At 48.0% G+C, this 17,044-nt stretch carries 15 protein-coding genes and 1 pseudogene; 10 read left to right on the forward strand and 6 right to left on the reverse strand.

What is annotated here, in order from left to right:
* Nucleotides 1-636, reverse strand: coding sequence for an HlyD family secretion protein (locus tag ASL14_RS16960; protein ID WP_134912627.1), 636 nt, complete (start codon nt 634-636; stop codon nt 1-3).
* 128 nt (nt 637-764) lie between these two features.
* Between ASL14_RS16960 and ASL14_RS16965 the strand changes: the two genes are divergently transcribed.
* Together ASL14_RS16965 and ASL14_RS16970 are read left to right on the forward strand one after the other, a co-directional pair.
* A complete protein-coding gene (locus ASL14_RS16965; RefSeq protein WP_134912629.1) occupies nt 765-1,319 on the forward strand; it encodes an NAD(P)H-dependent oxidoreductase in 555 nt (184 codons plus the stop codon).
* Nucleotides 1,320-1,329: 10 nt separating this feature from the next.
* Nucleotides 1,330-1,779 carry a hypothetical protein gene (locus tag ASL14_RS16970; RefSeq protein ID WP_134912631.1) on the forward strand — a complete coding sequence of 150 codons (450 nt, stop codon included), beginning with the start codon at nt 1,330-1,332 and terminating at the stop codon, nt 1,777-1,779.
* A gap of 77 nt (nt 1,780-1,856) precedes the next feature.
* On the opposite strand, the gene ASL14_RS16975 is transcribed toward ASL14_RS16970, so the two are convergent.
* Nucleotides 1,857-2,588: a ZIP family metal transporter gene (locus tag ASL14_RS16975; protein ID WP_025684090.1), complete on the reverse strand. Its 732-nt coding sequence runs from the start codon at nt 2,586-2,588 to the stop codon at nt 1,857-1,859.
* A gap of 281 nt (nt 2,589-2,869) precedes the next feature.
* On the opposite strand from ASL14_RS16975, the gene trxB reads away from it, so the two are divergent.
* The 5 genes from trxB to ASL14_RS17000 all read left to right on the forward strand — a co-directional run bounded on the left by trxB (nt 2,870) and on the right by ASL14_RS17000 (nt 8,768).
* A complete protein-coding gene (gene trxB, locus ASL14_RS16980) occupies nt 2,870-3,811 on the forward strand; it encodes a thioredoxin-disulfide reductase (RefSeq protein WP_134912633.1) in 942 nt (313 codons plus the stop codon).
* A 60-nt stretch (nt 3,812-3,871) separates the two neighbouring features.
* Nucleotides 3,872-4,102, forward strand: a complete 231-nt coding sequence (locus ASL14_RS16985) for a glutaredoxin family protein (protein WP_014278134.1) — start codon at nt 3,872-3,874, stop codon at nt 4,100-4,102.
* A 421-nt stretch (nt 4,103-4,523) separates the two neighbouring features.
* Nucleotides 4,524-6,407 (forward strand): beta-glucoside-specific PTS transporter subunit IIABC, encoded by a 1,884-nt coding sequence (locus tag ASL14_RS16990; RefSeq protein ID WP_134912635.1) that lies wholly within the window; start codon nt 4,524-4,526, stop codon nt 6,405-6,407.
* 50 nt (nt 6,408-6,457) lie between these two features.
* Entirely contained in the window at nt 6,458-7,294 is an 837-nt protein-coding gene (gene licT / locus ASL14_RS16995; RefSeq protein WP_134912637.1) for a BglG family transcription antiterminator LicT, read from the forward strand.
* Between the two features lie 16 nt (nt 7,295-7,310).
* Nucleotides 7,311-8,768 carry a glycoside hydrolase family 1 protein gene (locus ASL14_RS17000; RefSeq protein ID WP_134912639.1) on the forward strand — a complete coding sequence of 486 codons (1,458 nt, stop codon included), beginning with the start codon at nt 7,311-7,313 and terminating at the stop codon, nt 8,766-8,768.
* 44 nt (nt 8,769-8,812) lie between these two features.
* On the opposite strand, the gene ASL14_RS17005 is transcribed toward ASL14_RS17000, so the two are convergent.
* On the reverse strand, nt 8,813-9,985 hold the full coding sequence (locus ASL14_RS17005; protein WP_134912641.1) for an ROK family transcriptional regulator: 1,173 nt from the start codon (nt 9,983-9,985) through the stop codon (nt 8,813-8,815).
* A 159-nt stretch (nt 9,986-10,144) separates the two neighbouring features.
* Here ASL14_RS17005 and xylA point away from each other — a divergent pair, with 159 nt between their 5' ends.
* Nucleotides 10,145-11,461 carry a xylose isomerase gene (xylA, locus tag ASL14_RS17010; protein WP_134912643.1) on the forward strand — a complete coding sequence of 439 codons (1,317 nt, stop codon included), beginning with the start codon at nt 10,145-10,147 and terminating at the stop codon, nt 11,459-11,461.
* A gap of 57 nt (nt 11,462-11,518) precedes the next feature.
* Nucleotides 11,519-13,042, forward strand: a complete 1,524-nt coding sequence (gene xylB, locus ASL14_RS17015; RefSeq protein WP_134912645.1) for a xylulokinase — start codon at nt 11,519-11,521, stop codon at nt 13,040-13,042.
* Nucleotides 13,043-13,128: 86 nt separating this feature from the next.
* Here the strand turns inward: xylB and ASL14_RS17020 are convergent, their stop codons facing one another.
* From ASL14_RS17020 to ASL14_RS17030, 3 genes and pseudogenes are all read right to left on the reverse strand, one after another.
* Nucleotides 13,129-13,305, reverse strand: a complete 177-nt coding sequence (locus ASL14_RS17020) for a FeoB-associated Cys-rich membrane protein (protein WP_082067089.1) — start codon at nt 13,303-13,305, stop codon at nt 13,129-13,131.
* Between the two features lie 36 nt (nt 13,306-13,341).
* Nucleotides 13,342-15,350, reverse strand: a pseudogene (feoB, locus tag ASL14_RS17025) (ferrous iron transport protein B).
* The gene (locus tag ASL14_RS17030) at nt 15,341-15,586 is read right to left on the reverse strand and encodes a FeoA family protein (protein WP_044644606.1); all 246 of its coding nucleotides are present in this window, start codon (nt 15,584-15,586) and stop codon (nt 15,341-15,343) included. The pseudogene feoB and the gene ASL14_RS17030 overlap by 10 nt, the downstream one beginning before the upstream one ends.
* Nucleotides 15,587-15,865: 279 nt before the next feature.
* Here ASL14_RS17030 and ASL14_RS17035 point away from each other — a divergent pair, with 279 nt between their 5' ends.
* The gene (locus tag ASL14_RS17035; protein ID WP_134912646.1) at nt 15,866-16,993 is read left to right on the forward strand and encodes a transglutaminase domain-containing protein; all 1,128 of its coding nucleotides are present in this window, start codon (nt 15,866-15,868) and stop codon (nt 16,991-16,993) included.
* Nucleotides 16,994-17,044 lie beyond the last annotated feature (51 nt).

A 17,044-nucleotide genomic window follows, 5' to 3' on the forward strand; every position in this document is an offset into this window, starting at 1 on the left:
CTACTTGTGTACTCTGATGCTTGCACTCATGCCCGGAATAATGCCCAGTCCTTTGTAGCCTTGAATGGAAATGTTAACAGGCACGACCTGCGTCACCTTGGTATAGTTGGCAGTGGTGTTGGAGGTAGGGAGCAGCGAAAAGATGGAGGCAGTCGCCAGACCGATCTTTTCGATTTTGCCGCTTAGGGACGTGTCGGGGTATGCATCAATATATACATCCACCGTCTGTCCCACTTGTAGATCCTGCACAGCCGTTTCGTCTATATTGGCGGTAATCCATAAATTGTTCAGATCAAAAGCTTTCGCTAAAGGTGTGCCCGCCCCAACAATCGAGTTGTTGACCGCAGATTGCTGCACAATGGTACCATCGGTTGGAATTGTAACGCTAATCCGGCTTCCGCCTCCTTCTACACTACCAAGTGTGCTTCCAGCGGTGTAGGTTTTGCCAACTTCAGCATTCCAGCCTGTGAGCTTGCCCGCGCCTGGAGAGGCAACTGTAACCGCTTGTCCGCTCACTTGGGCATTATCGGTTTTTATGTAGTTGGCGGATTGATTGTAGTAATAAGCGGCGGCTCCACCTCCTGCCAGAATAATGATAATAACTAGCAGGTTGACTAATATGGCGCGTGAATTCATGTATACATGCCTCCCTAGTTTTTGGATTTTCAAAGTATGCGTCAAACGATTCATAATATTCAGATGGATTTTGGGAAAGGTTAAGAGCGCGAAAAGGATGATTTTGCTGACAAAGGATGATGCGCATAATGACGACCAGAATCATGATTGTATATGACAGTGAAAATGGGCATACGGAGCGTCTTGCCCGTTCAATAGCAGAAGGCGCACGCCATGAGCACACGGAAGTATTGCTGAAGCATGTTGATGAAGCCGATGTGAATGAACTGGTGAACGCGGACGCGATCATTTGGGGATGCCCGGGTCATTTTGGGACGATCAGCAGTGGCTTGAAAAGCTGGATTGATAAGCTCGGGTATCTGTGGGCGCAGGGCAAGCTGGTAGATAAAATCGGCGCGGTGTTTTGCACGACAGCTACCGTTCATGGCGGCTTGGAATCCACACTGCTGAATTTGATTACTCCGATGCTGCATCAAGGCATGATTATCGTAGGGCTGCCCGCCAATATTGCGGAAAATGCGCTCTACGGCTCCTATTACGGCGTAGGGGTGACGTGTCCGGTGGAGACAGACCCGAACGGTCCGGCAAATTTCCCAACGGGTGATGACCTTGCACTTGGTCGGTCTTTGGGCAAACGGGTCGCTGAGACGGCGGGACGGTACCGTAACGCTGGCAGGGAATAGGAGGCCGCTTATGACCATTGCTTTTATCGTAGTAGCTGCGGTTGCTTTTATCTTTTTGCTGGTATTCAACACGAAAATGGCGCGTAAACCCTCTCCCAAAGCGGTCAGCCCGTCCGATGAGGATTCACGGCAAAGAAGCAAGCGTCCTTATCCGGTGGAAACGGAGCCTGAGGCACGGGAGCTGCCTGATCCTGTGCGAGAGACACGGCATAAGGTTACGGAGGCGGGGATTCATCACGAGGAGCCTGAGGTAGATACGAATACCAAGCCGCTGAGAGATAGCATACACACCAAAGATTCCTACGGGGATCAGGACTATCGCGCGGCTTTGCGTGGATTTGCCGGAAAGGGCGAAGAAAAGGAAGAACCGCATAAAAATAATCATGGGGAACGTGAGACGCACAAAAGCGAGGACGAGCAATATCGTGAAGCGCTGCGCTCCATGAACCGAAAAAAATGAAGTGCGAACGAGACATGCCTAAAGGCTGCTCTTCTGTCTGGACTACAGGCAGAGGGCAGCCTTTTTGTGATACACAGCTATAGCCATTCGGTTAGCCCAATCATCGTAATTAAGCCGAGAATAAAAGAGAATGTGGCGATCCGCTGGTTGCCGTCCCCGTGACTTTCGGGAATCAGTTCCTTGTAGACGATAAACATCATGGCTCCGGCGGCAAAAGCAAGGCCGTAAGGTACCAGTCCGTTAACCCAGCTACTCAAATAAAACCCAATCAGACTCGTAATGATTTCCACGGCTCCGGTGAGGGTAGCGATGCCCAATGCTTTGAAACGGCCGATGTTTTGATTCACGAGGAATAGCGCGACGATAAAGCCTTCCGGGGCATTTTGCAGGCCGATGGAAAAGGCAATGAGATTGCCAAGATTTTGAGTTTCGCTCGCATAGCTGACTCCAACGGAAAGTCCCTCGGGCAAATTATGTAGTGTAATAGCCGCGATAATGAGAAAAGATTTGGACTCCAGATGAAAGGTTTTGGAATCCGGGTCCTCCAGATCGGCATGTGGAATATACATTTCCATCACCAGCAGCACAAGACAGCCGAGTAAAATTCCCGCAGACAGCACGAACCAGTTGGAATGATGGATGGCCTCGGGGATGAGGTTGTACACAGATGCAGAAGTCATGATCCCCGCGGCATAAGCCAACAGTACATCACGAAGACGGTGCGTAATTTTACGCATAAACAGTATGGGCACGGCACCGAGCCCGGTGGACAGGGCAGAAATAAGGCTGCCTACAAACACGTCGCTCATAATCGGGATAATCCCTCCATACCTGATTAATCTTTAAGGTTCGCTTCATGAAAACTTCATTTGACTGTTTGTAGCTCTTTCCGCATAATGGAATTAGGATTTAGAATCAGTCTAAGTCATAAAAAGACATTAAATATGTGAATCGTTTTTGCAAGATCCGGGTGTCCACATTTTTGAATGAGCGTCTGGCAGAACTACTTTTAGAGTATATGCATCTGCCCATCTCCCGGTACCGAAAACTCGCTATATCATTCTTATCATATTTTGGGAGGAACAAAGATATGTACAAGTCCATTATTATAGGTACCGGCCCTGCCGGTTTGACAGCTGCTATTTATCTGGCACGCGCAAATATGAGTCCACTGGTGATTGAAGGACCACAACCGGGCGGACAATTGACTACAACAACAGAAGTTGAAAACTTCCCTGGCTTTCCTGAAGGAATCATGGGACCCGATCTGATGGATAATATGCGTAAGCAAGCAGAGCGTTTCGGTGCTGAATTCCGCACAGGCTGGGTGAACAAGATCGATACAGCCGCTCGCCCGTTCACATTGGATGTAGAGGGCTTGGGCGAACTGGTTACAGATACGCTGATCATTTCCACAGGCGCAACTGCCAAATACCTGGGTATTCCGGGCGAGCAGGACAACATTGGACGCGGCGTGAGCACTTGTGCAACATGTGACGGATTCTTTTTCCGTGGCAAAGAAATTGTTGTTATCGGTGGTGGAGACTCGGCGTTGGAGGAAGCCAACTTCCTGACGCGTTTTGCCTCCAAAGTTACGCTGGTGCATCGTCGTGAAGAAATGCGCGCCTCCAAAATTATGCAGGACCGCGCTCGTGCGAACACTAAAATCGAATGGGCACTGAATCGTACTCCTGTGGAAGTGATTGCTGATGAGAACGGGGTAACTGGCTTGAAGGTGTTGAATAATGAAACAGGTAAAGAGGAAATCATTACAGTTAGCGGCGTATTCGTAGCGATTGGTCATCATCCGAATACTGGCTTCCTGGGTGGTCAAATCACAACTGATGCGAACGGTTATATCGTCGTAAATCCTGGTACTTCCGAAACAAACGTACCTGGCGTATTCGCTTGTGGCGACGTTCAGGACACACGCTATAGACAAGCGATTACAGCAGCAGGCAGTGGTTGCATGGCTGCTATGGACAGCGAGAAATACATCGAAAGTCTGGAGCACAGTGCGTTGGCTCTGTAATATTCCGTTTAAGTATGAATAAATATAATTTCTACAAAAATAAATTATGAGGTGATATTCATGGAAAAAGCAATTGTATACACATCTACAAACTGCCCGCATTGTCGTCAAGTAAAAAGCTATTTGACTGAGAAAGGTGTAGAGTACGAAGAACGCAACATCGAAACCAATGATGCTTTCGCTCAAGAAGTTTGGGACATGGGCATTCGTGCCGTTCCATTGACCCTGATCGGAGAAGAACGTATTTCCGGCATGAACAAAACCAAGTTTGAAAAAGTATTGAACGCTTAATCAGCTTCACAGCGGATTCACAAATCGTCATATGATTTCAATAAGGCCCTCGTCGCAGGTACAGACTGCGATGGGGGCCTTATTGCTAATTTTGAACGACAACAATTGTTAAGTTACAAAGCAGTCGTCGCCCTTTGCCCTGCTGCCCTACGATTAGGAGAATTTTGTCGAAAAACGTTGCATCTATAGCTGGTTGGTGTTATATTTGAATTGTAAGCGCTTAAAACCCGGGTTGCTTTATGTAACAGTTCATCATTGTACAATTAACAATCAATCAGTACCTCTTAATTAATTAAATAGCAGATTATCCAATACAGGCGTGTTACTGTTCGGCAGGCAAGACCTAGATTGGGTAGGATATTTTTCCCTACCCTTTTTAGGTCTTTTTTTGTTCCCTATTTTAAGAAGGAAGGTGTAACTCATGAATTACAAAGATATCGCACAAGCCATTTTTAATAAAGTGGGTGGGAACGATAATATTAACAGTGTCATTCATTGCTCTACTCGATTGAGAATGACGCTCCGTAAACCGGAATTGGCACGAACTGATGAAATTAAAGCCTTGGACGGGGTTATGGGAGCCGTGAATAGTGGTGGACAATATCAGGTCATCATAGGGAATGATGTAGGCTATGTCTACAATGAGCTGGTCAAATTGCTGGACCCGGATAAATCGTCCTCGGATGAAGCCGAAAAAGTGAAGGCAGACCGAAGTCTTAAGGGATTGTTTAATACCTTTGCGAGCATGATCGCAGGTATTTTCCAGCCCATTATCCCGGCCATTGCCGCTTCCGGGATGCTAAAAGCATTGCTCTTGCTGTGTACAGTAACCGGAGTCATGAGCAAGGAAAGCCAAACGTATTTGATCCTAAGTGTAATCTCGGATGCGGCATTTTATTTTCTGCCTATGCTGCTGGCTTTCTCCAGCGCGCAGAAATTTAAGACTAATCCATTCGTATCCGTACTCCTTGGGGGTGTGCTACTCCATCCGAACTTAATAAGTTTGCTAGGAGGTGAGAAAGCTGTCACATTTGCGGGTCTGCCCGTAGCATCGGTGCAATACGCTACCTCGGTTATTCCTATTATTTTGACCATATGGCTCATGTCATACATTGAGAAATTTGCTGATAAAATCTCTCCCGGACCTGTGAAAATATTTCTAAAGCCATTAATCGTCATTCTGATTGTCGCGCCTGTTTCTCTCATTGCTTTAGGACCTCTAGGTACGTATTTGGGCTTAGGTATGTCCAACGGTGTATTCTGGATTCAGGAACGAATCGGTTGGCTTACAGTCGTATTGATGTCAATTGTGATGCCGCTAATCGTCATGTTCGGCATGCACAAAGTATTCTATCCCATTATTTTTGCTTCACTGGCTTCGCCAGGATATGAAACATTGGTACTGGTTGCCATGTTGGCCTCCAATATGGCCCAAGGCTCGGGTGCTTTTGCCGTCTCATTGAAAACAAAAGATCCCAAGTTTAAACAAATTGCTCTGTCTGCAGGTATTTCAGGGGTATTTGGGATTACGGAACCCGCTTTGTACGGCGTACATTTACGCCTGAAAAAAACACTATTCGCCTGTATGATTGGAGCCGGGGTTGGCGGATTGTTTGCCGGTCTTATGAATTTAAAAGCTTATGCAGCTGTGGGGCCTGGTTTTGCATCACTGCCGATGTTTATCAGTGAAGATCACTCCAACCTGATATATGCGCTCATAACGATGGCCATTTCGATCATTGTAACGTTTATTGCTGTTTATGTGATCGGCTTTCAAGATACGGTTACCGAACCGGCTAAAACAGAAGCTCGTCCCGAGCCTGCTAAAACACAAAGTAAAAACTTCAAGTCCAAAACCGTTATTTTCGCACCTATGGAAGGTACCGCTATTCCCTTACAGCAGGTTAAAGATGAAGCGTTCTCTCAGGAAGCGATGGGCAAAGGGATTGCTATTCAACCAAGTAGCGGAAAAGTGGTCGCACCTTTTGACGGCATCGTAGCAAATGTATTCCGCACCAAGCATTCCATAGCTTTAAAATCGGTTGAAGGCGTAGAACTGCTCATTCACATCGGTTTAGATACCGTAAAGCTGAAGGGTCAGCATTTTACGGTGCATGTGCAAGAAGGGGACGAAATTAAGCATGGTCAGCTTCTGATTGAATTTGAACTTGAAGCCATACAAAAGGCGGGGTATGATACGATAACTCCAATTATTGTGACCAATACGCCGGACTATCTGGAGATCATGAGTCATGAAAATTCAGGAAAGACAGGGCCAGAGAAGCCTCTGATTACTGTACTTTAACAGTGTGTTTGTTGGGGGAATCAAGCCTGGAAAGTGAGAGGTCATTGGATATGAAAGTAATAAAAGTTCTCAATACGAGTATTGTGCTTGCCAAACGTGAGGATCACAAAGAGATTATCGTGATGGGGAAAGGTATCGGCTTTAAAAGCAAACCTGGTGACTTCGTCGATGAGAACGAGATCGAAAAGATATATGTTCTTGAAAATGAAAGTATGTCTTCCGATTTGACGGCCTTAATGAAGGAAACTCCCAAGGAGTATTTGATTATGGCAGATGAAATCATATCTTATGCCAAAAGCGTTCTATCCAGTCACTTGAATGAACATCTATATATTTCCCTGACAGACCATCTGTATATGGCAACCAAACGATTTAAAGATCACATGACAATTCAGAATCGGATGCTTTGGGAGGTCAAAAAGTTCTATCCAGAAGAGTTTGGCATTGGGCTGTATGCGCTCGCCTTGATTGAAAAGCGAATCGGTCTCAAGCTGCCTGAAGAGGAAGCGGCTAATATCGCCTTTCATCTAGTCAATGCCCAACAGACCGATAACAATATGAACCAGGTTTTATTGATGACCAATACGGTCAAAGACATTTTGAACATCATTAAAATTCATTACCGAATTGAACTGGATACCCACAGCATTAACTATTCACGGTTTTTAACACACCTTCAATTTTTCGTTCAGAGATTACTTGAACATAAAATGTTGGATTCTCAAGACCAGGAATTAATGAGCCAAATTGTGAACAAGTATCCGGAAGAAGAGAAGTGTGCGTTAACGATTCAACAGTATATTGAAGCAAAATTTGAGCTTTCTATTCCAGATGAAGAACTAATGTACCTGATCATTCACTTAAAACGAGTCATGAGTAGAAATTAAAGAGGAGGAATTAGATGTGACAGAGATCAAAAGAACATTTCCAGAAGGCTTTCTATGGGGAGGAGCTGTAGCCGCGAACCAGGTAGAAGGAGCCTGGAACGTTGATGGTAAAGGGATATCTACAGCAGATATGGCTATTTACAAAAAGAATGTGAGCAAAAGTGATTACAAAAAACACAATTCAATGACCGAGGAACATATCCAAAAGGCGATGCAGGACACATCAGATCATGATTATCCCAAACGCCAGGGAATTGATTTCTATCACCGCTATCCTGAAGATTTAGCATTGTTTGGTGAAATGGGTTTAAAAACGTTACGGGTATCTATTGCATGGACGCGTATTTTTCCAAACGGAGATGAGGACAAGCCTAACGAGGCTGGATTGCAATTTTATGATCGGCTGTTTGATGAAATGCATAAAAATGGGATCGAGCCGCTTGTTACCCTGTCTCACTACGAAATGCCGATGTATCTTGTCAATCATTACGGGGGCTGGACCCAACGGAAGGTTGTAGATTTCTTTATTCATTTTTGTAAAACCGTGTTTACAAGATACAAAAATAAAGTAAAGCACTGGATCACTTTTAATGAAATAGATAGTATCGTTCGGCATCCGTTTACGAGCGGTGGGATTATACCGGAACGCTTTGAAAATGTAGAACAGGCGGTTTATCAGGGGTTGCATCATCAATTTGTGGCTAGTGCTTTGGCTGTGAAATACTGTCACGAAATTGTTCCCGGCTCGAAAATCGGCTGTATGTTAACCCGGCTGACGACGTATCCGCACACCTGTAATCCGCAGGATATGCTTGCAGCGTTTAAAGCGAATCAGTTTAACTATTTTTTCACAGATGTACAGGTTCGTGGTGCGTACCCGCATTATATGAAACGCTTCTTCCATGAAAAGGGGATCGTGATTGAAAAGCTTGAGAGCGACGATGAAATTTTAAAAACGCATCCGGTGGATTTCATTTCCTTTAGTTACTATATGTCGCTGGTTGCCAGTGCGGATAGTGAAGGCATGGAAAAAGTCAGTGGCAATACGATTGGCGGCGTTAAAAATCCTTATCTGGAAACGAGTGATTGGGGCTGGCAGGTTGACCCGGTCGGCTTGCGACTTTCTCTTAACGAGCTGTACAGCCGCTATGAAGTACCATTGTTCATTGTAGAAAATGGTTTGGGAGCGTACGACAAGGTGGAGGAAGACGGTAGTATTCAGGATGATTACCGTATTGATTACTTCCGTGCTCATTTTGAACAAATGCATGAAGCTATTCTGGACGGGGTTGAACTCATGGGTTACACCAGCTGGGGAGTGATCGACTTGGTCAGTTATTCCTCATCTGAAATGGAAAAAAGATACGGATTTATATATGTGGACAAAGACAATGACGGTAACGGGACACTTGAAAGAAAACGAAAAAAAAGCTTCTACTGGTATAAAGATGTTATCTCCAATAACGGGTTGTAAGAAAAATGGGGCGTACAGGAACTTTAGTGTTCCCGTACGCTTTTTTACAAAGATACCCGTACACGCCCGAGAAAAGGAGCAGTCGCCGCGTAGGCTGCACCCAGCATGGTCGAACGGCTGCCAAGCGTGGAAAAACGGATTTGCAGCTGCCGTCGGTGATAGGGCAAGGCACGTTCATCAATCACCTCACGCATACTCTGTTCCAGCCATGGTCTGGCTTCCGCCAGCGGGCCACCGATGATAAGCATTCCGGGGTTGAGGCTGTTCACAATGTTGGTAATGCCCACGCCCAAATATTGCCCGATATCACGAAAGACGCTTAACGTATTCGTATCACCTTGCAGGGCAAACGGCAGTAATTCCGCTGTACTGTGTGCGGGCAGCTTGAAAGCGGATGCTGCATACGCCTTCTCCGAAGCATACAGCTCCCAGCAGCCCCGGCTACCGCAGGAGCAGAGCCGCCCCTTCCAGTCAATGGACATATGACCTGTCTCTCCGGCGTATCCCCAAGCTCCTTGATACGGCTTGCCGTCTATGATAATCCCGGCCCCAATCCCGGACCCTGCACTGATGTAGACCAGATCCCGCACCAGCTGCCGGTGATCGCTGTCCATATCATAGTACAGCTCGCCTTGCGCACCGACATTGGCTTCGTTATCCACCACCACGGGAAGCCCAAGCTCTTCCTCAAGCTGTTGTCGCAGCGGAACCTCTTCCCAGCCCAGATTGGGCGCGAACAAAACAGTTCCCGATTCATCCACCATACCCGGCACCCCTAGCCCAATACCGACGATACCGTGAGGGGAGGGAGGGATCGTCTGCATAAGCTCCTGAACCAGCCTTTGAATCTGCTCCATAACAAAAGCAGGATCATGCTGCGCAAGGGGGAAGGTAAGCTCTGTTTCAATGGTTCCTGCCAAATCGGTCAGAGCACCCTTGATATACTGCACGCTGACCTCGATGCCGAGAACAAAGCCCGCACGACTGTTAAACAGCAGCATTAAAGGCTTGCGACCGCCACTGGATTCACCTAATCCCGTTTCATATACAAGCCCGTCGGTGATTAGCTCGGCCACCAGGTTGGAAACGGTAGCCTTGTTTAACCCGGTTTGACTGGATAATTGTGCCCGGGATAGGGGAGCATGGAGGCGGATACGCTCCAGCACAATGGATTTATTCAGCTTTTTGACAAGCGCCTGATCGCCAGTAACATTCATGATCTTTTCACTTCCTGTTGGTGTAATTCCCGATATTATATCATAAAAACAAACTTAGTTTAAGCAATAGACAAAGTCTTTTGGTTATGCTAGAATCTTTTTTGTAAACGTTTACTATAAAGATTGCTATAACGGTTACCACAAAGGAGGAACTTATTAATGGCTTATTTCGAGCAGGTATCCAAAATTAACTTTGAGGGCAAGCAATCCAATAATCCTTTTGCGTTCAAATTTTATAATCCTCAGGAAATTGTGGCTGGGAAAACGATGGAGGAGCATTTACGTTTTAGCATGGCCTATTGGCATACACTCGTTGCAGGTGGCTCCGATCCATTTGGGGTAGAGACGGCGGAGCGCCCGTGGTCCAAGTTTACCGGGCTGGATTTGGCGAAGGCCCGTGTGGAAGCTGCTTTTGAACTGCTGGATAAGCTGAACCTGCCTTATTTTGCTTTCCATGATGTTGATATTGCTCCGGAAGGCGCGTCGCTCAAGGAATTTTACAGAAACCTGGATACCATCGTGGATTTGATCGAAGAGCATATGAAGGCAACGGGTAAAAAGCTGCTGTGGAACACAGCGAATATGTTCAGCCATCCACGTTATTTGCATGGAGCTGCGACAACTTGCAATGCAGATGTATACGCACACGCAGCTGCCCAGATAAAGAAAGGCCTGGAAGTGGGCAAACGTCTGGGCGCGGACAACTATGTTTTCTGGGGAGGTCGTGAAGGCTACGATACGCTGCTGAATACAGATTTGAAGCTGGAGCAGGACAATTTGGGACGGATGTTCCATCTGGCCGTAGACTATGCGCGGGAAATTGGCTTTGATGCCCAGTTCCTGATCGAGCCGAAGCCGAAGGAGCCAACCAAGCACCAGTATGATTTTGATGCGGCGACGACAATTGCCTTCCTGCAAAAATATGATCTGGATCAGCATTTCAAGCTCAATCTGGAGGCTAACCATGCGACTTTGGCGGGTCATACCTTTGATCATGAAGTGCGTGTAGCACGGATTAACGGTATGTTGGGATCATTGGATGCAAACCAGGGAGATTTGCTGCTGGGCTGGGATACGGACGAATTCCCGGTTGATCTGTATGATGCAACCCTGACCATGTATGAAGTGCTGCAAAATGAAGGCTTGGGCCGCGGCGGTATCAACTTTGATGCCAAGGTGCGCAGAGCATCGTTTGAGCCAGAAGACTTGTTCCTTGCGCACATCGCAGGTATGGATACGTATGCGAAAGGCCTGAAGGTAGCTGCCAAACTGATCGAGGACCGCGTGTTCGAGGACTTTATCGATAAGCGCTATAGCAGCTTTAAAGAAGGTATTGGAGCAGACATCGTATCCGGTAAAGCAACGCTTGCTTCTTTGGCTGAATATGCACTGGCGAACGAAGCACCACGCAAAAACGTATCCGGTCGTCAGGAGTATCTGAAAGCGACATTAAATCAATACATTTTGGCGGATTAATGCCAGAACCTATACATGAGACAGCGTCTACAAGGTAACAGGAAAGGAGGAACTTCGATGCAGGAAAAGCAGAAACAGGAGCAAGAGCGCTACGTCATCGGCGTGGACTTGGGTACCAGCGCGGTCAAAACGGTGCTGGTCAACCGCAAGGGACAGGAGGCCTTTGAAACCTCCCAGTCTTATCCACTCCATCAACCGAAGGCAGGATATAGCGAGCAGCATCCCGAGGATTGGGTCAGCGGTACGTTAACAGCACTGAAGCAGCTCGTGGAAAAGGCCGGAATCGGCGGGTCAGATGCCGTGGACGGCATTAGCTTTTCGGGGCAGATGCATGGGCTTGTGCTGACAGACAAGGAAGGGCAAGTGCTGCGCCCGGCTATTCTGTGGAATGACACGCGTACAACGGCGCAGTGCCGCCGCATTGAAGAGCAGCTCGGGCCGGAGCTGCTGAACATCGCACGTAATCGCGCGCTGGAAGGCTTCACGCTGCCCAAGCTGCTGTGGGTGCAGGAGCATGAGCCAGACGTGCTGGCCCGTGCGGCCCATTTTATGCTGCCCAAGGATTATGTGCGGTATCGCCTGACGGGAGAGCTGGCGACGGAGTATTCGGATGCGGCGGGCACGCTGTTGCTGGATGTGGCAAAAAAGCAGTGGAGCCAAGAGATCGCCGCTGCTTTCGAACTGCCGTCGTCTCTGTTCCCGCCGCTGGTGGAATCGTTCGATCAGACAGGTACGCTGCTGCCGGAGATTGCGGAGCAGACCGGACTTGCTTCTGAAACGAAGGTGTATGCGGGTGGCGCGGACAACGCATGTGGTGCGATTGGCGCTGGTATTTTGAGCGAAGGACGCACTTTATGCAGCATCGGCACATCGGGTGTTGTGCTTTCCTATGAGGAACGCAAGGACATTGATGTGCAGGGACGGGCGCATTTTTTTAATCATAGTGAGCAGGATGCCTATTATATTATGGGCGTTACGCTCGCGGCCGGGTACAGCCTGACGTGGTTTAAGGATACCTTTGCACCGGAGCATTCTTTTGATGCGTTGTTGGAAGATGTGAACTCCATTGAGCCTGGCAGCCGGGGGCTGCTGTTCACGCCATATATCGTGGGTGAACGTACCCCTCACCCGGATGCAACCATACGGGGCAGCTTTATCGGGATGGACGCGGGACATAAGCTTGCGCATTTTACACGCGCCGTGCTGGAGGGGATTACATTTTCGCTCAAGGAATCCATTGATATTCTCCGAGGAACGGGCAAAACAGTGAATGAAGTGATTTCCATCGGCGGCGGTGCGCGTAATGAAACGTGGCTGCAAATGCAGGCAGACATTTTTAACGCGGATATCATCAAGCTGGAAAGTGAGCAAGGGCCTGCCTTGGGGGCGGCGATGCTGGCTGCATACGGTAGCGGCTGGTTTGAATCCCTGCAAGCGTGCGCTGAAGCTTTTCTTCGTGAAGCAGCGAGATACTCGCCAGACCCGGAACGTGTGGCTCGGTATGAAGGCCTGTATGAGCTGTATCGTGAAGTTTACCTGCACACGCGGGAGCTAAATGAACGGTTGGCGGAATATCGCTAATATTGTGAGTTTGAGAGTAAAGGAAAAGCGTCTTTGGGTCAGGATAAACCCGCAGACGCTTTTTTCATGGGGATGCTAAGTTTGGATTAGATATTTCTGTTGATGTTCGCTTGGTCTTCCTTCACAGCACTCGTGGCACAGCCCGGACATGATTTGCTCGATGAGCATCCGGCACAAGCACCTTGACGGCTTTTTCGCAAAAAGCGTACGAACACCCACGCGCTATAACCGAGAATCACCAATAAAATGATGATATTGATCATGGAATCCACTTCCTTCTATTTTCATAGGGCTCTAACTTAACCCCAGCCTAATAATCTGCCACACTGATAGATCACAACGGCAATGAGATACGCAACGGTCAAAGGATAGATCACAGAGAATCCGGTCCAGCGCCACGAAAGGGTTTCTTTACGAATGACCGCTACCGTAGCCAGGCATGGTACATACAACAGAATGAACACCATGAAGCTAAAAGAGGACAACGGCGTGAAGGCATGCCTTACTTGCATTTCTAGTCCCTGCATGTCCGGAACGTGATAAATGATATTCATCGTCGATACCACGACCTCCTTGGCCATAAAGCCTGTGAGCAGGGATGCGCCTGCTTGCCAGGTACCGAAGCCGAGAGGGGCCAGTATGGGGGCGAACCATCCTCCAACAGTGGCAAGCAGACTATCATTCATGTCTGCACCGAACCCTTGTGGGCCGAAATTGGACAAGAGCCAGATGCCAACGGAGCCTGCAAGAATGATCGTTCCGGCTTTCCGGACGAAGCCCTTGACCTTTTCCCACGTGCTACGAAACAGTGTAAGAGCTTGCGGCACACGATAAGGGGGAAGCTCCACGATGAAGAGGGAAGGCTCACCCGATAAAATGGATACTTTGGAAAAGATTTTGGCAAGTATAAGCGATACGGTGATTCCTAACACATACATCAGCATGATGATGCTTGCCGCATGTGTTGGAAAAAATACACCCGCAAACAATGCATATACCGGCAGGCGGGCCGAACATGACATAAAGGGCACCAGCAACGTTGTAATGAGGCGTTCTCTGGGCTGTTCAATGGTGCGTGCCGCCATAATCGCAGGAACATTGCAGCCAAATCCGATAATGAAGGGAATGAAGCTTTTCCCGTTCAAGCCGACAGCTTGCATGAGACGGTCCATTAATATCGTAACCCGTGCCATATACCCGGAGTCTTCAATCAGCGAAATAATCAGGAACAAAATAGCGATCTGAGGCAGAAAAACGAGCACGCCCCCAACTCCTGCCACGATACCGTCCACGATAAGACTCTGCGTAAAAGCGGACGCGTTCAAGTAAACGAGCAGTTCAGTAATCCAACTGCTTAGTGTCCCTGAAAAAATCCGTCCAGCATATCTGAAAGAACAGTACCCGCCCAATCGAAGGTGAACTTGAAGGTAGCGTACATCAGCAACAAAAAGATGGGAATCCCCAAATACCGATGTGTTAGCAGTGCGTCCAGCCTGTCTGTCAGACTGTGCGGCTTGAGTTTGGACGTGTCGAGCGCCTTTGTACACAGATCAGCGATCCACGCTGTACGTACAGAACGGATATGCTGAGCGGGAGTAGCCGAATAGCCTTCACGGAGAAGTTCTTTCTCGCAACGCTGGATGCGTTCAGTTACTTTTTCACGCTGTACCTTATTCGTCATCCATTCCATAACGACAGGATTGTTTTCCAGACACTGTAGAGCTGCCCACCGAGGGCTTGGCACAAGTGTATTCGTCAGCAAACTGCAAATATCTGTAATAGCAGCCTCGACGGCAGGGCCGTAATCCAACTGGAAGGAATTTGGCGCACGTCGTACCTCTCGAAGTGATGCGAGCATTTGCTTACTGCCGCTGCCCGTGCGTGCCACCATGGGAATGATGGGAACGTTCAATTGATCAGCCAACAATTCCTTGTTTACCCGAAGACCGGTGGCATCGGCTACGTCGGTCATGTTTAACCCAAGTACAAGTGGACGGCCATATTCCAGTAGTTGTACAGTCAGGTACAGATTGCGCTGGAGCTGGGAGGCATCCACGATGTTAATCAGGGCCGCAGGCGGTTCTTCCAGCAAATAACGGGTGGCGATGCCTTCATCCAGTGAAAGTGGAAGCAATGAATAAGCGCCTGGCAAATCCACCAAAACGGCAGACTTGTCGCGCAGCAGGCCTGTTTTCTTTTCCACCGTCACCCCGGACCAGTTCCCTACCTCTGCATACGTACGAGTCAGCTTGTTGAATAATGAGGTTTTCCCCGTGTTGGGATTACCGAATAGAGCGATCATGTCCATGAAGGAACAACCTCCAGTTGTTTTACCTGATTTTGACGGAGGCCGACCAGTTGACCGTTGCATTCAATGACAATAGGGCCGCCCAACAGACTGATTTTTTTTAACCGTATAATGGAACCTTCGTCAATCCCCATGTCCGTTAAGCGTCGGCGCAATGAGGGGTGAAGAGAGGCAAGGGATTGCAGCCGCACGGGTTGACCCGGTGGAGTACGAAGGAGCGAGATACATTCTGGCATGGTGCTCAGCCTTTCTAATGTAGAATGAGAATCAATATCATTTACTCTGATGCCAGTACCATAACATGAGGATTACTAGATTGCTGTGATAAAATTCTCTGGGGACGACATGTTTGCCCATTGTCCGGTCTGTTATATAGCCGAGTATGGTGTCACAACCTGTCTTTAACTGAACCCTTACTCGTCTGTAACCGACAAAACTAGAGCGCTTGGGTTAGCTGTTTTTATGGTAAGATAAAGCTGTTTACAACTATGCTAAGAAAGGCAGGAACGCTCTGTATGAACAGGAAAATCGGGGTTAGGCTTGTAAAATGCCTGGTGGTGGGTGCAGCGCTGGCTGTGTTGCTGCCGCATGCTGTAGAGTGGGGGAACAATGTATATGCTGCGTCGGTCAAGCCGGCTCCGTCCGTATCGTCACAGCAGCTTCAAAATAAGCTTTTACAGGCAATGGCTACGCGGAGTGAAACGCTGACCTTTACATATCAAGGGCGGGTGAACGGTCTTAAGCAGCAGTTACAGACAGCCATCAAACAGGCGATGGAGAGCGACCCGTATGTGAATTATACGATCAAAAGCTACGCATTCAGCTATACAGGCACAACCACGTCCGCTGAGGTTACGATCCGTCTGAGTTACCGGGAGACGAAGGAGCAGACCGCATATGTGGATAGCACGGTTAAAGCTGTGCTGGGTGACATCATTACGAAGGGAATGACAGATCATGAGAAGGTGAAGGCCATTCATGACTGGATTGTGGTTCGTTTGAAGTATGATGAAACGCAGCAAAAATACACGGCATACGATGGCCTGAAAACCGGAAGTACAGTGTGTCAGGGCTATTCATTACTGGCCTACAAAATGCTGGAACGCGCCGGGATTACCAACCGGATTGTGGAGGGAAGAGCAGGAGGCCAACTGCATGCATGGAATCTTGTTTTGCTGGATGGACATTGGTATCACATGGATACGACATGGGATGATCCGACCCCAGATCGTGGCAACGAGGTAAGCACTTCGTATTATCTGCTGACTGATGCCGAAATGCGCCGGGATCACTCCTGGGTTAAACAGTATCCTCAGGCGAACACCTCGTATCGGCAGACATTGTCGGGATTGGTCGCTGCGGGCGGACCCAAGGCTGCTGTGTATCAAAAGCTGTACAATACTCTGGAATATACGCTGCAAGATGGCAAGGGTCTGGTTAAATCATCCGCCGAAATCAAGGAGCAGGTTCGCAAAGAGATCAATAAGGGTGGTGTCACGCTTACCTTCGGCTATCAGGGAACAGAGCGAAGTCTCAAAGAAGATCTACAGTCGTTGTATCAGCTCGGGTTAAAATCTATTTCCTACCAGATCACGGATTTAGGCAGCACCGGAAATCTCCGTGTAACCCTGAAATGGACCTGAACATTTTGTTGCAATAGAAAAAGCTACATTCATAAGGGAGTATTTTATTCA

Source organism: Paenibacillus sp. IHB B 3084 (assembly GCF_001447315.1).
GTDB lineage: Bacteria > Bacillota > Bacilli > Paenibacillales > Paenibacillaceae > Paenibacillus.